The 19545-nt window shown below is 72.3% G+C and carries 13 protein-coding genes; 7 read left to right on the forward strand and 6 right to left on the reverse strand.

The annotated features are described in order from the left end of the window. Window positions 1-13: 13 nt before the first annotated feature. Both AB0A65_RS24260 and AB0A65_RS24265 read right to left on the reverse strand, forming a co-directional pair. On the reverse strand, window positions 14-1735 hold the full coding sequence (locus tag AB0A65_RS24260; protein WP_359954704.1) for an acyl-CoA dehydrogenase: 1722 nt from the start codon (window positions 1733-1735) through the stop codon (window positions 14-16). A 7-nt stretch (window positions 1736-1742) separates the two neighbouring features. Continuing rightward, window positions 1743-2297, reverse strand: a complete 555-nt coding sequence (locus tag AB0A65_RS24265; protein ID WP_359954706.1) for an EF-hand domain-containing protein — start codon at window positions 2295-2297, stop codon at window positions 1743-1745. 177 nt (window positions 2298-2474) lie between these two features. Between AB0A65_RS24265 and AB0A65_RS24270 the strand changes: the two genes are divergently transcribed. Further along, window positions 2475-3056: a hypothetical protein gene (locus AB0A65_RS24270; RefSeq protein ID WP_359954708.1), complete on the forward strand. Its 582-nt coding sequence runs from the start codon at window positions 2475-2477 to the stop codon at window positions 3054-3056. Window positions 3057-3058: 2 nt separating this feature from the next. Beyond that, window positions 3059-4048: a hypothetical protein gene (locus tag AB0A65_RS24275; RefSeq protein ID WP_359954710.1), complete on the forward strand. Its 990-nt coding sequence runs from the start codon at window positions 3059-3061 to the stop codon at window positions 4046-4048. A 19-nt stretch (window positions 4049-4067) separates the two neighbouring features. On the opposite strand, the gene AB0A65_RS24280 is transcribed toward AB0A65_RS24275, so the two are convergent. From AB0A65_RS24280 to AB0A65_RS24290, 3 genes are all read right to left on the reverse strand, one after another. Then, window positions 4068-6470 carry a helix-turn-helix domain-containing protein gene (locus AB0A65_RS24280; protein ID WP_359954711.1) on the reverse strand — a complete coding sequence of 801 codons (2403 nt, stop codon included), beginning with the start codon at window positions 6468-6470 and terminating at the stop codon, window positions 4068-4070. A gap of 152 nt (window positions 6471-6622) precedes the next feature. Next, entirely contained in the window at window positions 6623-9655 is a 3033-nt protein-coding gene (locus tag AB0A65_RS24285; protein WP_359954713.1) for a glycoside hydrolase family 38 C-terminal domain-containing protein, read from the reverse strand. Further along, complete coding sequence (locus AB0A65_RS24290) at window positions 9648-10865, reverse strand: glycosyl hydrolase (protein ID WP_359954714.1); 1218 nt, start codon at window positions 10863-10865, stop codon at window positions 9648-9650. The genes AB0A65_RS24285 and AB0A65_RS24290 overlap by 8 nt, the downstream gene beginning before the upstream one ends. Window positions 10866-11027: 162 nt before the next feature. On the opposite strand from AB0A65_RS24290, the gene AB0A65_RS24295 reads away from it, so the two are divergent. The 5 genes from AB0A65_RS24295 (at window position 11028) to AB0A65_RS24315 (ending at window position 18542) form a co-directional block, all read left to right on the forward strand. Next, complete coding sequence (locus AB0A65_RS24295; RefSeq protein ID WP_359954716.1) at window positions 11028-12092, forward strand: LacI family DNA-binding transcriptional regulator; 1065 nt, start codon at window positions 11028-11030, stop codon at window positions 12090-12092. A 102-nt stretch (window positions 12093-12194) separates the two neighbouring features. Beyond that, the gene (locus AB0A65_RS24300; RefSeq protein ID WP_359954718.1) at window positions 12195-13499 is read left to right on the forward strand and encodes an extracellular solute-binding protein; all 1305 of its coding nucleotides are present in this window, start codon (window positions 12195-12197) and stop codon (window positions 13497-13499) included. 59 nt (window positions 13500-13558) lie between these two features. Continuing rightward, window positions 13559-14446, forward strand: a complete 888-nt coding sequence (locus AB0A65_RS24305; RefSeq protein WP_359954720.1) for a sugar ABC transporter permease — start codon at window positions 13559-13561, stop codon at window positions 14444-14446. Continuing rightward, window positions 14443-15360 carry a carbohydrate ABC transporter permease gene (locus AB0A65_RS24310; RefSeq protein ID WP_359954722.1) on the forward strand — a complete coding sequence of 306 codons (918 nt, stop codon included), beginning with the start codon at window positions 14443-14445 and terminating at the stop codon, window positions 15358-15360. Before AB0A65_RS24305 ends, AB0A65_RS24310 begins: the two co-directional genes overlap by 4 nt. After that, entirely contained in the window at window positions 15357-18542 is a 3186-nt protein-coding gene (locus AB0A65_RS24315) for a GH92 family glycosyl hydrolase (RefSeq protein WP_359954724.1), read from the forward strand. The genes AB0A65_RS24310 and AB0A65_RS24315 overlap by 4 nt, the downstream gene beginning before the upstream one ends. 46 nt (window positions 18543-18588) lie before the next feature. On the opposite strand, the gene AB0A65_RS24320 is transcribed toward AB0A65_RS24315, so the two are convergent. Further along, on the reverse strand, window positions 18589-19521 hold the full coding sequence (locus AB0A65_RS24320; RefSeq protein ID WP_359954726.1) for an endo-beta-N-acetylglucosaminidase H: 933 nt from the start codon (window positions 19519-19521) through the stop codon (window positions 18589-18591). Between the last annotated feature and the right edge of the window lie 24 nt (window positions 19522-19545).

Raw genomic sequence — 19545 nt, forward strand, 5'->3', positions numbered from 1 at the left:
GGCCCCGGTGCCGTCAGGTCAGCGGGTGGGCGAGGGCGCCGTCGACGCCGAACGCGGCCACCAGCGGCAGGGCGTGAGCGGCGAGGTCGATGACCGTGCCGTCGCACAGGTCGGGCAGGTCCTCGACGTCGTCGGCGGTGAGGCGGCCCGCGGCCAGGAGCGGTCCCGCGTGTGCGGCGATCCGGCGGAAGGCGAAGAGCCGGTGGACGGTGTGCAGCATCCCCCGGGCCTCGGCGGTCGCCGCGTCGGCGGCCATGCCGAGGAGCGCCTCCCCCGCGAGGCGGCAGGCGTATGCGTCCACGAGTTCGAGGGCCGGGTTGACGGCGTTGTTCCACCGCTCCTGCGGGGTGCGGGCGGTGCGGTCGCGGAGGCGGCGGCCCGCGCGGCGGTGCCAGCCGTCCTCAATGGCGCCCAGGAGGTCTTGGAGGTGCTCCGGGTCGTCCAGGTCCGCGGCGACGACGGCGCGCTCGGGGCGGGACCGGCGGCCGAGGACGAGCTCCCCGGCGGCCTTGCTCCACACCACGAGGTTGTCGCCCTCGGCGGTGACCGGGCCCTCCAGGTTCGCCATCGGGTCGCCGAAGCCGTTGGCGCGGAACACGCCTCGGGAGCCGCAGCGCTCGCGGCACTCGATGACGACCGCGCGGCTGCGCCAGGTGTTCCAGCCCTTGGCGACGGCGACGAGCCGTTCGGCCTCCGTGCGGGTCTCGTCGGTGGCGTCGGTCCAGCGGCGGACCGCGAGCCGGTGCAGCGCGGTCACCGCGTACGTGGTGGCGAGGGCGTCCATGAGGCGGGTCTGGTGGGCGCGGTGCTCAAACAGGGTGACCGTGCTGCCTTGGGCGACACCGGCGGTGGTGCGCTCGTGGGCGAAGCGGACGGCGCGGGTCACGGCGAGTTTGGCGGCGCCGACGCCGCACGCGCTCATGCAGAGCTTCCCGGTGGTGACGCGCCCGATCGCGCGCAGGAACCGCTGGCGGCCGCTGCCGCCCGAGCGGTGCTCGGGCAGTGGCCCGACGAGCGCGTCGTGCGGGAGGCGCACGTGGTCGAAGGTGGTGGCGCAGTGGTCGACCGCGCCGGTGAACGTCTCGGGGAGGACTTCGACGCGGACGCCGGGGCGCGGTCCGGCGGCGTCGCTGAGCGGAGTCAGGAACAGGTGGACCCCGTAGTCGTCGCCGTCCATGACGAGCCGGGCCGCGACCAGGCCGGACTTGGGTCCGCCGGCGGGACCGGTGTTCGGCATGAACTTGGCGGCGCCGGGGTGCGGGGTGTGGAGGACGAAGCCGTCGGGGCCGCGGGTCGCGGTGGTCTCCATGCGGGCGGCGTCGTTGCCGTGCGCGCGTTCGGTGCACAGGAACGTGCCGGTGCGGCGGAGCGCGGTGAACTCGCCGAGGTCCCGGCCGCCGGAGTCGAGGTCCAGCAGGCTGCCGAGGAACAGGTTGTAGTGGATGCCCGCGACCGCCGTCAGGCCGCCGTCGACGGCGCCGGTCCACTCGTGCATCATCGCGAGCTGCTCGGCGTCCGCGGCGAAGGCCAGCGGGTCGCCGATGCTGTCGTTGACGATGCGCAGCAGCCGGTAGGAGCGCAGCACGCGCTCCTGGTGCGCCCGCCCTTCCGGGTAGGCGAACTCGGCCGTGCCCATGAGGTCGCGCCACCGCTGGTGGAGGCGGGCGGTCTCGGGCCGGTAGAGGACGTCGTGCAGCGCGGTGGCGGCGGGAAGGACGGCGGTCGCGGTATCCATGTGCGCGTTAGCGGTTGAGCGCGCCGAAGAAGCCGCTCATCGGCGAGTCGGCGGACGGGTCGCGGTAGTAGGAGCCGACCGCGGCGACGAGTTCCTCGCGGTCGATCTCGCCGTCGCCGTCGGTGTCGATGAGGCGGAAGACGCGCTCGCTGTCCTCGCCCTGCACGCCCATCGCCACCTCGGCGCGGCGGAACTCGTCGAGGGAGATGGCGCCGCTGCCGTTGTCGTCGATGAGCGCGAAGACGGCCTCGGCCAGGGGCCGGAGGAGTTCGTCGAAGCCCTGCTCGCTTTCGCCGATGGCCGCGGTGACGGCGTCGGTGAACTGCTCCTGGGTGAACGGGCCGTCGCCGCCGCCCATCTGCGCGGCCAGGCCCTCCCAGTAGGCGACGAAGGCCGCGCGGACGGTCGCGGCCTTCTCGGGGGCGACCGAGTCGCCGAACGCGCCGATGAGGCGCTCCCCGAGGGCCGCCATGTCGGCGGCGTACAGGTCGCCGCTGTTGTCGGCGTCGAGGAGGGTGAACATGGAGGCGTACTTGACTGCGAATTCTGTGGCGTTTGTCATTTTTTCATCGTATATGTCTGATTGTGGACATTTCGAGCGGTACCCCGGGACGGTCCCTCAACCGCTTTCCGCCGGTGAACCGCCGCCTGACCGCCTTCCCCCGGGCCCGCTCCCGACCTACGTTGGACCGGGCGCCCGGCGCCCCCCGAAACCCACGACATCGAAAGCGCGGCACCGATGACCGGCCTCGAAGCTGACCCCGACGACCTCATCGACGCGGGCGAGATCACGCTGCCCTACGCGGCCGACTTCTACGACGAGCTCGCCAACCGCCTCGGCGCCATCGGCTCCAGCGCCGGCCGCGGCCTGATCCCCACGATGAGCGACTCCCCCGCGGGCAACGCCCTCGGCGAGGCCGTCATGCGCTGCCACCGGTTCCTCTACGCCGTCACGGAGGAGACCGCCGACAGCCACCGCGCCGTCGGCGCGAGCGTCGCCGAGGCGGGGTACGCGTACCGCGAGTCCGACCGGGAGAGCGCCCGCGGACTGGAGATGGCCGGGGACGACCTGACGGGCGCCGCGGCGCGGGCGTTCGACAAGGCCGACGCGGGAGAGTACGAGTACGACGGCGGCTACCGCTTCGGCAACTTCGACCGCGCCGAAGGCGGGTCCGGGTACGAGGACGCGCTCTCCGGCAGCCCGCGGCAGCCGGTCGACCGCCAGGACTACGCGATCGAGCCCGAGCCGCTGTTCGAGCGCGCCGCCCCCACCGACCGCGGCGGCGACCGCGAGCCGCTCGACGAACGCGGAGGACGCTGACCGTGCCGAAGTTCCCCACCTTCCAGAGCATGGACGACGAGCGGCCGCCCACGAAGGACGAGCTCAAGGAGATGATCGCCGCGTTCGGCGAACCGCTCCAGATGCTCTACGTGCGCTCCCGCTACGACGCGTTCTTCAACGAGCGGTACCCGGCGGGCAGCAGCATCCAGAACGCGGACGACACCTGGCTGTTCGACTTCGACACGCGCATGACGCGCGCCGAGGACGAGGAGCTGCGGGCCCTGTGCTGGCCGCTCGCCACGAACTTCGTCATCGACCTGCTCGTGGGCGTCGACAACCTCGTCGACAAGGAGGAGGGCGACCTCGACGCCATGGTCGCGGACCTCCTGCAGCTGGCCGCCTCCTACGAGGGCGCCATGACGGACGCGAAGCTCGCGATCGTGCAGGAGCGGTTCGAGCGCTGGCGCGGCGAGGCCGGGGCGGCCGTGCGGGAGGGCTACTCCGACCACCTCACCAGGTCGACGCAGACCCACTTCGCCATGGCGAACGCGCTCGCCAACGCCGCGCAGCTGGACTCGCTCATCATGATGAAGATCCGCCACCACCTCGACGGCCTCGTGCGGGCCGCCGCCACCGCGATCGACAACGGCCCGGCCGGACCCAAACTCGACCTGGAGCCGATCATCGGGTGGCTCACCGTCATCGGCATCATCGCGGGCGCCCCCGGCGGCCCGGCCGTGATGTCCACGGTCGGCTGGGTGGGCGGCACGATCCAGAAGATCCTCACGGAGCTCCCGCTCGAAGACGCCGACGAGCCGCGGATGGACTCGCCGGACCCCGATGTGCTGCACGACCAGGTGCTCGCGGCATTCGCGCAGGTCGCCGAGGTCGTGAAGGCCGACCGGGAGAAGCTCGCCGGGGAGCTGGTCGCCGCGTTCGAGGAGTGCGCGGCGCTGGTCGCGAGCGGCGACCCCGCGGAGTCGAGCCGGGTGATCCCGAACCCGAACGGCGTCGACGGCATCGTCCTCTGAGGCCGGAGCCCCGGTGGTCTCAGCGGCGGTGCGGCTCGGCCTCCGGCAGGCCGCACGCGGCGAGGCCGTCGGCCGCGAGGCGCCGGTGCATGCGCTCGGCGTCCTCGTCCCCCTTGGCGCGGTAGGCGTCCGCGAGGCCGAGGTGGGCGCGGGCGGACTCGTACGCGTCCTCATGGGACGCGGCCAGCGCGGCCGCCCGCTCGTGCTGCGCCGCGGCCTCGCAGGGTTCGCCGAGCGCGGTGAGGGCGCGGCCGAGTCCGTTGCGGGCGGCGCGCTCCAGGGACGGGTCCACGAGTTTCACCGCGTGGTCCACCGCGCGCTCGAAGTGGACGGCGGCCTCCCCGGACTCGCCGAGGCGCAGGAGGTCCTCCCCGAGTTCCACCAGCGTCTCGGTCACGTCGGCCGTGTCGCTCTCGCCCCCGTAGGAGTCGAGGCAGGCCCGGTGGACGGCGGCGGCCCCGGCCGGGTCGCCGGACTCGCGGGCCAGGACGCCGCGGAACGACTCGATGCGGACCCGGTTGTGCTCGTCGCCCGCGTCGAGGCGGGCCTCGGCGGCGGCGAGGCACTGCTCGACGTCGTCGAAGCGGCCGAGTCGCAGCAGCGGCACGACCATGTTGGTCCTGATGAGCGCGGCGGCGGCCGCGTCGCCGACCGCTTCGGCCCGCGCCAGCGCCTCGGCGTGGACGGCGGCCGACTGCGCGAAGCGCCCGCGGCGGCGGTGGAGGATGCCGAGGTTGGCGAGGGTGAGCGCGGCGTCGGCCTCCTCGCCGAGCTCCCGCTTGAGCGCGACGGAGCGTTCGAGGCACGCGACGGCCTCGGCGTTCCGGCCCGCGGCGAGGAGGCGGCGGCCGGTGTCGCCGAGCGTGAACGCCTCCTTGCGGAGGTCCCCTGTGGACTCGGCGATGGCGAGGGCGATGAGGTTGACGGCGGTGTGCGGGCCGATGTCGGAGTCGTGCACGAAGAACGCGTTGAACGCGGTCGCGAGGTGCCACGCCTGCTCGTTGAGGCCCGCGTCGGCCGCGGCGGCGACGGCCGCTTCGAGGTTGCCGCGCTCGGCCTGGAACCAGGCGAGGGCCTCCTGCTGGTCGGCGGCCGCGGGGAGGCCGAGGTCGTGGGCGGCGGCGCCGTCGGTGAAGCGGCGCTTGTTCGGGTGGAGGCGGGCGGCGGCCTGGTAGGCGAGGTGCAGGTAGAGGGCGAGGAGCCGGGAGAGCGCGGCGGTGCGTTCGGGTTCGGGCTCCTCGCGGGCGGCGAGGTGGGCCGCGAAGAGCCGGACCAGGTCGTGGAGGCGGTAGCGCCCGGAGGAGCGGGTCTCGACCAGGTGGACGTCGACCAGGTCTTCGATGAGGCCGGACGCGGTCCGCTCGTCGGCGCCGCTCAGCGCGGCGACCGCGCGGGCGTCGGCGTCGCCGCCGGGGACGAGGCCGAGGAGGCGCAGGAGCCGCCGGTGGTCGGCGTCGAGTTCGCGGTAGGAGGCGTGGAGGGCGGCGGCGACGCCGCGGTGGCCGAGCTCGTCGAACAGGAGGTCCTCGTCGGCAAGGCGCGCAAGGAGGTCGTCGGCGCGCCACAGCGGGCGGCTGCGCAGGCGGGCGGCGGCGAGGCCCATGGCGAGCGGGAGGCGGCCGCAGCGTTCGGCGATCTCGGCCGCTTCGGCGGGGGTGAACCGGCCCGCGGCGCCGGCGCCGAGCATCGCCACGGCCTCTGGCATCGGCGGGGGCCCGAGGGGCACGGGGTGGGCGTCGGCGAGCACGGAGAGGTCGCGGCGGCTCGTGGCGATGACGAGGCTGCCGGGCGTGCCGGGCAGGAGGGGTTCGATCTGCGCGGCGTCGGCGGCGTTGTCGAACAGCAGGAGCACCTGCTTTCCGGCGAGGGCGCTGCGGTAGGCGGCGGCGAGCTCGTCGAACTCCTCGGGCCGGGCGCGGCCGGTCGTGTCGAAGCTGCGGACAATGCGCGTGAGGACCGATTCGAGGTCGGGGCGCGGGCCGGTGGCGGCGAAGCCGTGCAGGTCGACGAAGAGCTGCCCGTCGGGGAAGCGGTCGGCCAGGTCGTGCGCGGCCCGCACCGCGAGGGAGGTCTTCCCGACGCCCGCCATCCCGTGGACGGCGACGACGGCGGCGCCGTCCGCGACGGCGGCGGCGATGGCCTCCAGTTCGGGGCCGCGCCCGGCGAACGTGGCGAGGGTGCGCGGCAGTTCCCTGGGGACGAGGGCGGGCGGGGCCGGGAGGTGCGCTTTCCCACCGGTGTCGCCGAGGGCCCGCAGCAGCAGCCGGAGGGTGCCGGTCTGCGGGCGCGCCCGTCCCGCCTCGATGTCGCGGATCGTGCGGATGCCAACGCCCGCTTTGAAAGCGAGCTCCTCCTGGGTCAGCAGCGCCTCCGACCGGAGCCTCCGGAGATCGATGCGGGCCCGGGCTGCTCGATCGGTCATGGCGTCATCGTATGGCAACCGATCGACTTGGACGCACGTCCGACGTGCGGTTCGCCCACCCCGCCGAATTCCTGCCTCGGTCCTGCCGGTGTCTCGCCGCATCCGGGCGCGCGACGGCCCGACCGGGCGGCTCCCGGTCGGGCCGTGGCGCGTCAGCGGGTGATGCGGAGGGTGGTCACCTCGAAGGGTCGGAGCGCCACCGGGACCAGGACGGCGTCCGGGGTCCGGGTCGTCTCGATCGGGTCCCCCGGGCGTTCGAGGAGGTCGGCCGCGACGACCCGGGCCGCCTCGAAACCGTTGAGCGCGATCGAGGTCGAGGCCCGGGAGCCGGTGGACTCGTAGAGGCGCACCACGAGATCGCCGGAGCGGTCGTCGGCGAGCTTCACGGTGCTGACGACGACCGCGGGGTCCTGCGAGGTCGCCAGCGCGGGCACGGCGGTGCCGGTGGCGGCGCGGAGCGGGGACTGGAGGGCCCAGCCCGCTTCGGTAGCGGACTCGACGGTGGCGCCGGCGAGGACGCCGAAGCGCATGCGGTGGCGGCCGCGGTCGGCGCGCGGGTCGGGGAATCGCGGGGCCCGCAGGAGCGAGAAGCGCGCGTTCTGGACCACGTCGCGGCCCGCGCTCTCGCGGGCGACGTCGAAGCCGTGGCTGGACTCGTTGAGGAACGCGACGCCGAAGCCCGGTTCCCGCACCAGGAACCAGCGCTGCGCGTGGGTCTCGAACCGCGCGGCCTCCCAGGAGGTGTTGGCGTGGTTGGCGCGGCGGTGGTACCCGAACTGGGTCTCGGCGACGACCTCGTCGGTGAACACGGCGACGGGGAAGGCGAGTTTGAGGAACTTCTCCTCTTCGCGCCAGTCGACGTCGCAGTCGATGACGAGCAGGCGCCCGTCGTCGGCGAGGGTGAGCCGCTGCTCGATCGCGGACTCGCCGAACTTGCGCCGCACCACGACGGCGTCGCCGTCGAGCGACACGTCGGCGGGCCCGTCGAGGTCGTCGCGCATCCCGGCGTAGAACGCGTCCACGTCCCAGGCGTCCCACATGTTCGGGAAGTCCTGGTGCAGCTGGAGGACGTTCCCGGTGCGGCCGGGGGCGATCGCGTCGCGGCCGGAGGCGAGGTCGACGAGGCTGCGGACGTGGCCGCTGCCGTCGATCTCGACGCGTGCGGCAGCGCTCTCCAGGACGAACGACTCCCCTTCGGCCCGTGCGGAGACGGGCGCGGCGGGGCCGGCGGGGGCGATCGAGGCGGCCGGGACGCCGCGGCGCGGGAACGGCGCGGCGTTGAGGGCGAGCCGCTCGCCGACGGGCGCGGCGTCGAGGCCGTCGGCCTCACCGGCGGCGCCGAGCGCCTGGAGCGAGTCGGCGATGATGCCGCGCAGGGTGGTCGCGACGCGCTCGTACCGTTCGCGGGCCTCGCGGTGGACCCAGGCGATGGAGGTGCCGGGGAGGATGTCGTGGAACTGGAGCAGGAGCACCTCCTGCCAGAGGGCGTCGAGTTCGTCGTACGGGTAGTCGCGGCCCGCGCGGACCGCGGCGGACGCGGCCCACAGCTCAGCCTCCGCGAGGAGCCGTTCGCTGGTGCGGTTGCCCTGCTTCATGCGGTGCTGGGTGGTGAACGTGCCGCGGTGGAGTTCGAGGTACAGCTCGCCGCGCCACACGCCGGGGTCGGGGAGTTCGGCTTTGGCCTGCTCGAAGAAGTCGTTCGGGGTCCCGAAGGACACCTGCGGGCTGCCTTCGAGGTTCGCGAGTCGCTTGGCGCGGGCGAGCATCTCGCGGGTGGTGCCGCCGCCGCCGTCGCCCCAGCCGGTGGGGGCCAGGGAGTGCCGCGCGACGGACTTCTCCTTGAACTGGCGGGCCGCGCGGGCGACCTCCTCGCCGGAGAGCTGCGAGTTGTAGGTGTCCATGGGCGGGAAGTGGGTGAAGATCCGGCTGCCGTCGATGCCCTCCCACAGGAACGTGTGGTGGGGGAACCGGTTGACCTGGTTCCAGGAGATCTTCTGGGTGAGGAACCACTCGTACCCGGCGCCGGAGAGGATCTGCGGCAACGCGCCCGAGTAGCCGAAGCTGTCGGGCAGCCAGGCGCCGCGGCACTCGACCCCGAACTCCTCCTTGAAGAACCGCTGTCCCTGGCTGATCTGGCGGACGAGGCTCTCGCCGGACGGCAGGACCGCGTCGGACTCGACCCACATGCCGCCGACGGGCACGAAGCGGCCTTCGGCCACCGCTTTCTTGACGCGCGCGAAGACCTCGGGGCGGTCGCGCTTCATCCACGCGTACTGCTGGGCGCTCGACATGGCGTAGACGAACTCGTCGTCCTCGTCGATGAGCGTCGCCATGGAGCTGGAGGTGCGGGCGACTTTGCGCACGGTCTCGCGCAGCGGCCACAGCCACGCGGAGTCGATGTGCGCGTGGCCGACCGCGGTGATCTTGTGGGCGCTGGGCTCGGCGGGGCTGGCGAGGACCTCGCGGAGCTCCTCGCGGCCCGCGGCGGCCGTCCCGGGCACGTCCTGGAGGTCGACGCGGTTGAGCGCGGCGTTCAGGGCCCGGAGGATCTTGGCGCGGCGCGCCGACTCCTCGGGGAGTTCGGCGGCGAGCTGGTGGAGCACTTCGACGTCGTGGACGAGCTCGAAGACCTCCTGCTCGAACACGCACAGGTCGACGCGGCGGACGCGGTACAGCTCCTCGTCGCCGGAGGTGAGCACGTCGCCCTCCTCGGTCGGCAGGAAGGGGTGGTAGTCGAGGAGCACGGGGTTGGACGCGGCCTCCACGAAGAACTCGACGGCCTCGCCGCCGCGGGCCTCGGGCGAGACGGGGATCCACTGGGCCCGCGGGTTGAGCGAGCGCACCGGCTCGCCGCCGGGGGTGTAGACGAGCCCTTCGGCCTGGAAGCCCGGCATGTTGACGTCGAAGCCGAGGTCGGCGACAATCTCGACGCGGCGCCCGGCGAAGGACGCGGGGACCTCGCCGGTGAGGCGCAGCCAGGTCGTGCCCCAGGCGCGGCCCCACCTGTCGCCCACGGACATCGGGGCGTACTCGGCGCCCAGGCCCTCGGCGACGGGGATCGGCTCGCCGTCCACGACGTGCGCGGCGAGTTCCAAGGGGCGCGGGTCGGAGTAGATCGCCGGGCGCAGGCGCTCGGCCAGGACCCGGGTGACGCGGCCCATCGTGAGGGCTTGGTCGTCATGCATCTGCGGCACTTCCTTCTTGCGCGGGCACGGCGTCGTGCGCGCGGACGGGGTTCGGTACGAGGCGGATGCGGGGGTGCCGGCCGTTCCGCGCCTCGTCCATGTAGGACGTCCAGAACGCGCCGCCGGGGGCGAGCGCCGCGCGGCCGCCGTCGGCGGCCGGGTCCAAGTCGATCACGGGGGCGTCGGCGAGCGCGGCGGGGGCGGTCTTGCGCGCCGCGGCCACGGCGTCGCGCACGCGGAGCCCTTCGGGCTTGATGCGGCCGTGCTCGTCGATGAGGCCGAGGTCGTATTCGAGCTCGGGGAAGTCGCCGAGGGCGCGGCTCACGTCATGCGAGCACCACCAGGTGAGGCCGAACAGGTCCGGGGCCTCGGCGAGCTGCTCGACGGTGCCGTCGATGAAGTCCGGCACGGACGCGGCGGGCAGCACGTTCCGCGGCGCCCCGAGCTCCTGCGCCCAGATGCCGCGGCCCGGGTCGGTCTGGAACGCGCGGGCGAGCTCGACCATGTAGCGCGCGTGCGCGCGGGTCTCGAACGCGTCGGGCCCGAACCGCTGGGCGGTGCCGTTGAAGACCCAGGAGTGGACCACGCTCAGGTCCCCTTGGCGGGCCACGTGTTCGAGGGTGAACGGCTGCGTGTCGTCGTACCAGCTCGCGTCGTAGCAGGCGTGCAGTGCCAGCAGGTTCGGCGCCCCGGCGCGGATCGCGCCGAGCATCCGGTCCAGCCACGCGGTGATCTGCGGGCTCGTCGCCGGGTGCGGGTCGGGATGCACGGTGCCCGTGAACTGGTTGACCTCGTTGCCGACGGTGAACGCGAACGTGTTCGGATGCGCCGCGACGGTGCGCGCGAGGGTCTCCAGGTACCGGGCGGTCGCGCCGACGGCGTCCTCGTCCACGAACATGTTGCGCCGGTGCCAGGACAGGAGCCAGGACGGCAGGAAGTCGAAGCTCGACAGGTGGCCCTGGAGGCCGTCCACGGCCACGTCGAGCCCGCGCTCGCCCGCGAGCTCGATGACCCGGTCGAGGGCGCGCAGCGCCGCCGCGCTCACCATCGTCGGGTTGGGCTGGAACACCGGCCACAGCGGGAACACGCGCACATGGTCGGCGCCGAGCCCGCCGATCGCGTCGAAGTCGCGGGCGACCTCGTCCGCGTCGAAGTCGGTCCAGTGGTGGAACCATCCGACGCGCGGCGTGTAGTTGACGCCGAACCTCATGGGAAACCTCTCTCTAGCTCACCGTCGGCTCGCCCTGCGGGGTGCGAGGGGCGGGCGGCCGCGCCATTCGGCGTCACTGTAGCGCTTTAGCGATGCGCCCCCGTACTCTCTCCCGCCAGGCGGATAATGTCAACCGTCAAGCAGTTGAGCGAAGGAGTCGAGATGGCCGACGCAGCGAACCCGGCCGAGCCGCCGCGCAAGCGTAAGCGCGTGACGATCGCCGACATCGCCGAGCGCGCCGGCGTCACCTCCGGCGCCGTCTCGCTCGCCGTCAACGGCAAGCCCGGCGTCTCCGACACCACCCGGGCGCGCATCCTCGACGTGGCCCGCGAGCTGCGCTGGCGCCCCAGCCACGCCGCGCAGACCTTGATGGGCAAGAACTCCGAGGCCGTGGGCCTGGTGCTGGCGCGGCCCGCCGAGGTCATCGGCGAGGAGATCTTCTTCTCCAAGTTCATCGCGGGCGTGCAGTCGACGCTGAGCGGCCGCGGCTACTCGCTGCTGCTCCAGATGGCCGAGGACGCCGCCGCCGAGGCCGCCATCCACCAGGCGTGGATCCTGGACGGGAGGGTCGACGGCATCCTGGTCCTCGACCCGCGCATCGACGACCCGCGCATCGCGGCCCTGGCCGGGATGGACCACCCGACGATCGTGGTGGGCGGCCAGGTCGACCGGGACTCGATCCGGTCCGTGCACGTCGACAACGGCGGCGCGATGGGGCTCATCATGGACCACCTCCACGGCCTCGGCCACGACCGGATCGCGTACGTCACCGGCGACCAGGCGTTCCGCCACATCAGCGAGCGCATGGACGCGTTCTCGCAGTTCTGCGTCGACCACGGCGTGTGGGGCCAGTCGCTCGCCGGGAACTTCGACCCCGCGCAGGCGCGCGAGGCGACCGCGCGGCTGGCCGGGGCGCCCCGGCCGCCCACGGCGATCGTGTTCGACAGCGAGGTCATGGCCATCGCGGGCATGAGCACCCTCGCCTCGCTCGGGCTGCGCGTCCCCGCCGACGTCTCGGTCCTGTCGTGGGAGGACTCCACCACCTGCCAGGTCCTGCACCCCACCGTCACGGCGCTCAGCCGCGACGCGGTGTCGCTGGGCCGCACCGCCGCCGCGGAGATCCTCCAGCTCATCGCCGGTCAGCCGGTCGAGCAGGAGCCCGTCGTGGCCCGGGTGATCCACCGCGAGTCGACCGCCGCGCCGCATCCGGAACCGTCCTCGGCTTGACAGACCGAGCACCGCAGTGTTTGGATTCGCTAAAGCGCTGTAGTTCCGAGTCCCTGCCGGAACCCGCGCGCCCCCCTTCTCGATTCAAGGAAGAAGCGAGCAATGAAGCTTTCCACACGCCTGGGCAAGGCGGCGGCCCTCGCCGCGGCCGGAGCACTGGCCCTCTCCGGCTGCACCGGCGGCGGCGTCGAGGACGCCTCCGACGGCGGACCCGTCGACCTCACCGGCGAACTCAGCGGCACCGTCAAGTTCCAGACCTGGTCGCTCAAGAACGAGAAGTTCACGCCCTACTTCGAGGACCTCATCGCCGCGTTCGAGGAGGAGCACCCCGACGTCACGATCGAATGGATCGACCAGCCCGGCGAGGGCTACCAGGACAAGATCCTCAGCCAGGCCGGGTCCGGCACCCTGCCCGACGTGCTCAACCTGCCGCCCGACATCGCGTTCCCGCTCGTCCAGGCCGGCCAGCTCCTCGACCTCGCCGAGGCCCACCCGGGCCTGGACGCCCAGTACAACGCGGGCGCCTGGGACGCCTACAGCCGCTTCACCGGCACCGAGGGCACCTACGGCCTCCCCTGGTACCTCGGCAGCGACGTCTCCTGGTGGGACCTCGGGAAGCTCGGCCCGTACGGGGTGACGCAGGCCGACCTGCCCACGACCGTGGACGGCTGGCTCGACCTCGCCGAGCAGGTCGCCGCCGAATCGGACGGCGAAGTCATGCTCGTCTCCTCGATGCCCACCGTGGACGTGTTCCTCGCCAACGGCATCGAGCTCATGGACGAGGACGGCGCGTTCGTCTTCAACACCCCCGAGGCCGCCGCGCTCGTGCAGTCCTACGCCGACGCCTACGCGGCGGGCGCGATGCCCGCCGAGGCGCTGACCGGCAGCTACGCGGGCAACGCGCAGATGTACCTCCAGGGCCAGGTCGCCTACACCTCCGGCGGCCCCGGCTTCGCGGGCGACCTCGCCACCCAGGCGCCGTCGCTCCTGGAGACCTCGGTCGCGACGCCGCGCGCGGGCGTGCCGCCGCTGTACGTCCAGGGCCTCAACGTGGCGTCCACTTCGGAGAACAAGCCCGCGGCGCTCGCGTTCGCGGAGTACGTCACCAACCAGGAGAACCAGGTCGCGTTCACGACCCTCGCCGCGGGCTTCGCGCCCGGCACCGCCGAAGGCGCCGACGAGGTCGCCGCGGCTGTGGCCGCCGACATGGACCCGGCCCAGGCCGCGGCCCTGAACGTCATGTTCGACGCGCTCGGCGGCGCCCAGGCGATGCCGTTCCAGTGGACCTCCGCCATGACCGACTACGCGTCGCAGCAGCTCGCGCTCGCGGTCCGCGGCGACGTCACCGCCCAGGAGGCCCTGGACGACGTCGTGGCCTACGCCAACGAGAACCGCATCGACCAGTGACCGGGTAAGCCCCCGACTCCCCCAGCAGCACACCGGCACCCGGACGAAAGAGACCCCCAATGCGATCGCACAAGTGGTTCACCCCTTGGCTCCTCATAGGACCGGCCGTCGTCTGGGTGCTGGTGTTCTCCTTCTGGCCGTTCATCAACACGGTCATCCTCAGCTTCACCGACGCGCGGCCGCTGCGCCCGGCCGAGCCGGTCGGCCTGGCGCAGTACGAGCGGCTGCTCACCGACGAGCAGTTCCGCTACGCGCTCATCACCTGCCTGGTCTACGTCGTGGTGTGCGTGCCGCTCCTGACGATCCTGCCGCTGCTCCTGGCGCTCCTGGTCGAGAAGCAGATCCCCGGGATCGCGTTCTTCCGCACCACGTTCTACTTCCCCGTGGTCGCCTCCGCGGTCGTCGTCGCCCTCATCTGGACCTGGGTCTTCGACAGCCGCGGGGTCCTCAACCAGGCCCTGGAGTGGATGGGGATCGTCGACAAGCCGATCGCGTTCCTGGTCGACCGGTGGTGGCTCCTCGCGTGCGCGATCCTCCTGACCGTCTGGAAGGGACTCGGCTTCTACATGGTCGTGTACCTCGCGGCGCTCGGGAACGTCGGCAAGGAGCTCCACGAGGCCGCGATGATGGACGGCGCGGGCCCGTTCCGCCGCTTCCGCGACGTCACCATCCCGGCCGTGCGCGGGGCGATGCTCCTGGTCTCGGCCCTGATCGCGGTCTCGGCGATGCGCGTGTTCACCGAACTCGACATCCTCTCCAACGGCACCGGCGGGCCGGGCGGCTACGACATGTCGATCGTCATGCTCATCCGCCAGGTCGGCTCCGGCCTCAGCGGCAACCTCGGCTACGCGGCGGCCCTCAGCGTGGCGCTGTTCCTCCTGACGGTGCTCCCGCTCGCCGCCATCGCATTCATGAACCGCGAGAAGAAGACGAAGGTGCCGGCATGACCCTCACCACCGACCGGCCCGAGACCCGCGAGGCCCAGACAGTCCGAAAAGGACAGCACTTCCGCCGCCGCGGATCGAGCGACTTCACCCGGCCCACCCTCCTCGGCCTCGTCCTGCGCTACGCGCTCCTTATCGCGGTCTTCGCCCTGGTGATCGGCCCGTTCCTGTGGCAGCTCTCCACCTCGCTCAAGGGCCCGGCCGACGACCTGTACTCGTTCCCGCCCAACCTGATCCCCCAGGACCCGACGGTCGGCAACTACTCCACCGTCACCGACGTCGTGCCCGTGTACCGCTACGCCTGGCACTCGCTCCTCGTCGCCACCGGCTCGGTCGCCACGAACGTCGTCCTGTCGGTGCTCGGCGGGTACGCGCTGGCCTGCATGCGGTTCCGCGGCAAGCTCATCGCCCTCGGCGTTCTCCTGTCCACGATGCTCCTGCCCGCCGAAGTGACGGTCACCAGCAACCTCCTCACGATCAACGCCCTCGGCCTCGGCAACACCCTCTGGGGCGTGTTCCTGCCCGGCGCGATCGGCGCGATGAACGTCCTCCTCATCGCCACCGCCTGCCGCATGATCCCGAAGGACGTGCTCGACGCCGCCACCATCGACGGCGCCACCACCTGGCAGCGCATCCGGCACCTGGTGTGGCCCAATGTCCGCGGCATGGCAAGCGTCGTCGCGATCTTCACCTTCATCGGCGCCTGGGACGACTACCTGTGGCCGCTCATGGTCCTCACCGAGCCCGACAACTACACGCTCACCGTCGGCATGGCGTACCTCAACAGCAACTTCTCTCCCGACCCGCGCCTCATCGCCGCGGGCACCATGGTCGCGCTCATCCCGATCGTCGTGGTCTTCTCGGTGATGCAGCGGTACTTCTTCAAGGGCGTCCAGGAAGGCGCGGTCAAGGGGTGAGCCCGCTTGCCGCGCTGACCCCGGCCGACGGACCGGCCGACCCGCCGTCCTCGCGTCCGCGCGCGGGGGTCCTCGGCGGGCAGGTTCACGCCTTCCGCTTCGACCCTGCCCAGGGCCCGCAGCGCCTCACCGTCCCGGGCCTGGAGGCGGTGCCGATCGGCCCCGACACCGTCGTGCAGTGGGCGTTCTATACCGATGGGCCGCAGGCTGTGCATGCGCCGCACGCCGCTCTGGCGGTCGCCGTGGACGTGCGGTTCGACGACGGCTCGCGCCTGAGCGCAGAACCGCGCCTGCGCGACCGGTACGGCTTCGCGCTCGACCCCGACGCCCAGTTCACGGCCGCATGGTCGATGCCCGAGCAGTGGAACGCCGACGCGGTCCAGCTGGAGCACTGGGCGGGACGCACCGGCGCGATCGAAGTCGTTCTAGGCGCCTCGTCCCTGGTGGACTCGGGCACCGGTGAGGCCACCGGATTCGTGGAGGTGGTCGTCGGCACCCGCGACCCCGACCCCGGCCCGTCGCCCTCCGACCGGGTCGACACCCGCCGCGGCACCCACTCGGGATCGCGGTTCTCGCGCGGCAACACCATCCCGATCACGGCCCGCCCCCACGGCTTCTGCTTCCTCACCCCGGCCACCGACGCGGCCGACTCCAGCTGGCCGTACCGGTGGTCGGTCCACGACGACCCGCAGGGCCGCCGACTGGAGGCCGTGCACTTCTCCCACCAGCCGAGCCCGTGGATCGGCGACCGCGGCGTCCTGCAACTCATGCCGTTCCTCGGCTCGCCGGTCTCGTCGCGATCGGAACGCCGCCGCTGGATCGAACCCGGGACGGAGACCGCGCGGCCGCACTCGTACAGCGCCGTCCTCCACAACTCCACAGCGGACGACGGCGGCCTGCACCTGGAGGTCACCGCGACCGACCACGGCGGCGCGTTCCGCGCGACCGCCGCCGACCGGGATGCGCTGGTGGGCTTCGTGATCGACCAGCTCACCGATGCCGGTCATCTGGAGCTCTCGCCCGACGGCTCGTTCACCGGCTGGATCCCCGAGGGCCGGGCGGAGTGGGGCAACCCGCCGCGCACGTACTTCGCCGGGCGCACCCTCGCGCCCGCGACGAGCGGAATGCTCAATGACGACGGCCGCCCCCGAGTGGCAGGCTTCCTCGCCGCGACAGGCGAACTCGAAGTGCGCGTGGCGCAGTCGTTCGTGTCCGTCGAACAGGCACGTCGTTCCCTGGACCAGGAACTCCCCGCGGCACACTCGTTCGAGGACCTCCGCGACGACCTGCGCAGCGAATGGGACGCACTGCTCGGCGCGGTCACCGTCCCCGCCCTGGACTCGCACGAGCACCCCTTCCGCGGCCTCGCCGACGACGAGGACCGGGCGCGCATCGCAAGCGCCCTGTACCGCCTGCACCTCTACCCGAACCGCACCGCCGAGAACGCCGGGACCACCGAAGATCCCGAATGGACCTTCGCGAACCCCATGGCCCCCAGAGCCACCGACGACCCGCCGATTCGGGCCGGGAACCTGTACGTCAACAACGGCTACTGGGACACCTACCGCACGACGTGGCCCGCGTTCGCGCTGCTCGACCCGGCCGCCACCGGCGCGATGCTCGACGGGCTCCTGGAGCAGTGGCGGCAGGGCGGCTTCATGGCGCGGTGGAGCGCGCCCGGCTACGTCGACTGCATGGTGGGCACCTCAAGCGACCAGATCTTCGCCGACGCCGCCCGCTGGGGCGTGCCGTTCGCGCGCGAGGACGCCTTCACGAGCGCCTGGAAGAACGCCTGCGAACCGTCCGCGGACCCGCGGCAGGGCCGCAAGGGCATCGGCCGGGCGCGATTCACCGGCCACGTCTCCAACGAGGTCCCGGAGGGTATGAGCTGGAGCCTGGAGAACGCGATCAGCGACGACGCCATCGCGCGCTTCGCGTTGCAGCTGGCCGACACCGCTCAGGACCCGGCGCGCTACCGGGCCTTCGCCCGCTACTTCGGCAACCGGTCCCGCTCGTACCGCACCCTCTTCGACCCCGACCACGGCTTCTTCCGCGGCCGCGGCGACGACGGCGCGTTCCCCGACGAACCGTTCGACCCGCGAGTCTGGGGCGGCGACAACGTCGAGACCAACGCCTGGGGCATGTCGGTGACCCCCGTCCACGACGGCCCGGACCTCGCGGCACTTTACGGCGGCCCCGCCGGCCTGCGTGCTCACCTGGACCGCCTGTTCGCCGAACCGGAGACCGCGGACGAGGCGTTCGGCGGCACCTACGGCACGGTCATCCACGAACAGCGCGAGGCCCGGGCGCAGCGCTCGGGCATGTGCGCCCTCTCCAACCAGCCGGCCCACCACATCCCTTGGATGCACGTTTACGGTGATGAGCCCTGGCGCGCAGGCGAACTGGTCCACGGCCTCGCCGGGCGGCTCTTCGCCGGGGCCGTGATCGGCCAGGGCTTCCCGGGCGACGAGGACAACGGCGAGATGAGCATGTGGTGGCTCTGGGCCGCGCTCGGCCTGTACCCGCTCGTGCTCGCGTCCGGTGAGCTGCGGATCGGCAGCCCGCTGCACGACGACATCTCGGTGCGGCGCGCTGACGGCGGCCTGCTCCGAGTGCGCTCGCACCGCACCTCCCCCGATGCCCGGTACCTGACCGAGGCCCGCCTCAACGGAACGGCGCTCGATCGACCGGTGCTCGATGTGGAAGCACTGCAAGGAGACGCAGAGCTGGAACTGCGCTTTACCGAAGACGCGACCGAAGCATCCGCAAGCCCGCTCTGGCAAAACTCGGCGACCCCCGAGCCCTGGCGCCCTGACCTCACCAGCTCATCCGGCTCCGCGACCGGCTCGATCCAGAATGCCAAGGCGCTGTTCGACAACGGCGCCTCCGGTTCCCTCATGGAACTCTCCCCCGGCGACTGGGCAGGATGGCAGTTCCCAGAGCCCCGGAGAGTGTCCGATGTGACCGTGACGGCGGGGGAAGACGCAGCCGCGTGCCTCGCATGGGAGGCAAGCGAAGACGGCGTCACATGGGCCGCAATCCCGACGACGCACACCGAAGCGCTCCAAGCCGACCGTACGACGCCCTTCTCCTTCACTGAACCAGTGAAAGCACGAATGCTGCGGGTCCGAGCACTCGCGCCGGTGTCATTGCGCCAATTGGAGCTGTTCGACCTCGACTGACGGCGGCGGGGGCGCCGAAGCGCCCCCGCCGCCGTTTTTCAATGGGTTACGAAGGGCTGTAGACGGTGTCGTACCCGGTGAGCGGTTCGGTAATCCCCGACAGGTAGGCCGAGTGGTCGCCCGCCGTCAGGTTGTAGGTGACGATCGCGCCGTACCCCTCCGAGGCCGTCCGCTCCGCGAACGAGGCGGCGGTCCCCGACGAAGTGGCCGTCAGGTTGATGGCCCCGGGCGCGAGCTGCGAAGCGTCCATCCCGGGAATCTGCGGGACACTCCAGGACCCGTACCAGGGGTTCCACGCGTAGTCCATCAGATCCCCGGCGCGAACCCCGCCGTACTCGGTCGCGGCGGCGGCCGGGCCGATGTTGTAGAACGTGATGAGCTTGTCCGGTCCGAGCCGGTCCCGCAGCGCGCTCACGAGGTAGACGAACGAGCTGGCGTTCGCCGGTCCGGTCCCGTTGGCGCCGTAGTTGGCCCACTCATCGTCGAAGTCGATGCCGTCGAGCCCGTACGCCTCCACGACGTCGCCGAGCTCGTCGGCGAACGCGGCCGCGGCCTGCTGCGACGGGAAGTTCGCGATCCCGGCGCCCTGGTGGTTCCCGAGCACGGACAGCAGCACCTCGGTGCCCTGGTCCTGCAACGGCCGGATCTGGTTCTCCGCGTCCGCCAGCGTCTCGGTGACGCGGTCGTTCAAGTGGAGGTACGCCTGGGACGTCGCGGTGTCGTAGTTGACGTTCGCCGCGAAGATGATCGCGACGTCGAACGCGGGCCGCGACGTCCCTTCGAGCTGGTAGTCGGCGACGTTCGCCATGTCGTTGCTGTTGACCTCCACGTAGACGACGCGCTTGGCGTCGTCCACCTGAAGGGGTTCGGCGGCGGCGGGAGCGGCGACCTGCAGACCCGCGGCGGCGAGGCCGAGGGCGAGGATCGCAGCGGATGCGCTGCGGTGCAACGCTTTATGACGGTCGATCGGGGCGGTCATGAGGCGATACCTCCATACCTGGCG

The sequence above is a fragment of the Glycomyces sp. NPDC047010 genome, from assembly GCF_040644205.1.
In the GTDB taxonomy this organism is placed as follows: Bacteria; Actinomycetota; Actinomycetes; order Mycobacteriales; family Micromonosporaceae; genus Glycomyces.